Source organism: Dethiosulfatibacter sp., from assembly GCF_983023055.1.
On sequence record NZ_CEZJXU010000023.1, the window covers coordinates 1 to 498 of the forward strand.

At 39.4% G+C, this 498-nt stretch carries 1 protein-coding gene; it reads left to right on the top strand.

The window, feature by feature from the left end; translation table 11 throughout:
• On the top strand, window positions 1-375 hold a 375-nt coding region (locus AC3AX0_RS02010; protein WP_487548631.1), incomplete at its 5' end, for a beta-keto acid cleavage family enzyme.
• Window positions 376-498: the final 123 nt, after the last annotated feature.

Consider the following 498-nt stretch of genomic DNA (forward strand, 5'->3'; position numbering starts at 1 on the left):
GGCATGATAAATAATGCGGTTAAACTGGCTAAAAAAGGTGTTCTCAATTCCCCAATCCACTTCGACTTTGTTCTAGGTGTACCCGGCGCATGTCCTGGAGAAGCTAGGGATCTAATGTATTTTGCAGACAGTATTCCCGAAGGATCCACATGGACAGTTGCAGGAATAGGCAGATACGAGATGCCCCTTGCAACACTTGCTATAACAATGGGTGGACATGTTAGAGTAGGATTTGAAGACAATGTCTATATTGAAAAGGGAGTTCTTGCAGAATCAAATGCTCAACTTGTAGAAAAAGTTGCAAGAATGGCAAAAGAACTTGGAAGAGAAGTAGCAACTCCTGATGAAGCAAGACAGATACTGGGTTTGAAATAAGAAAGTATAACAAATAATAAGAGACAATACCGAGGCAAATTGTCCGAATAAAACAAAACAAAGCTGTGATTTCATGAACTAAATTCATGAATCACAGCTTTTTTACAATGTGGTAAGGTGAAC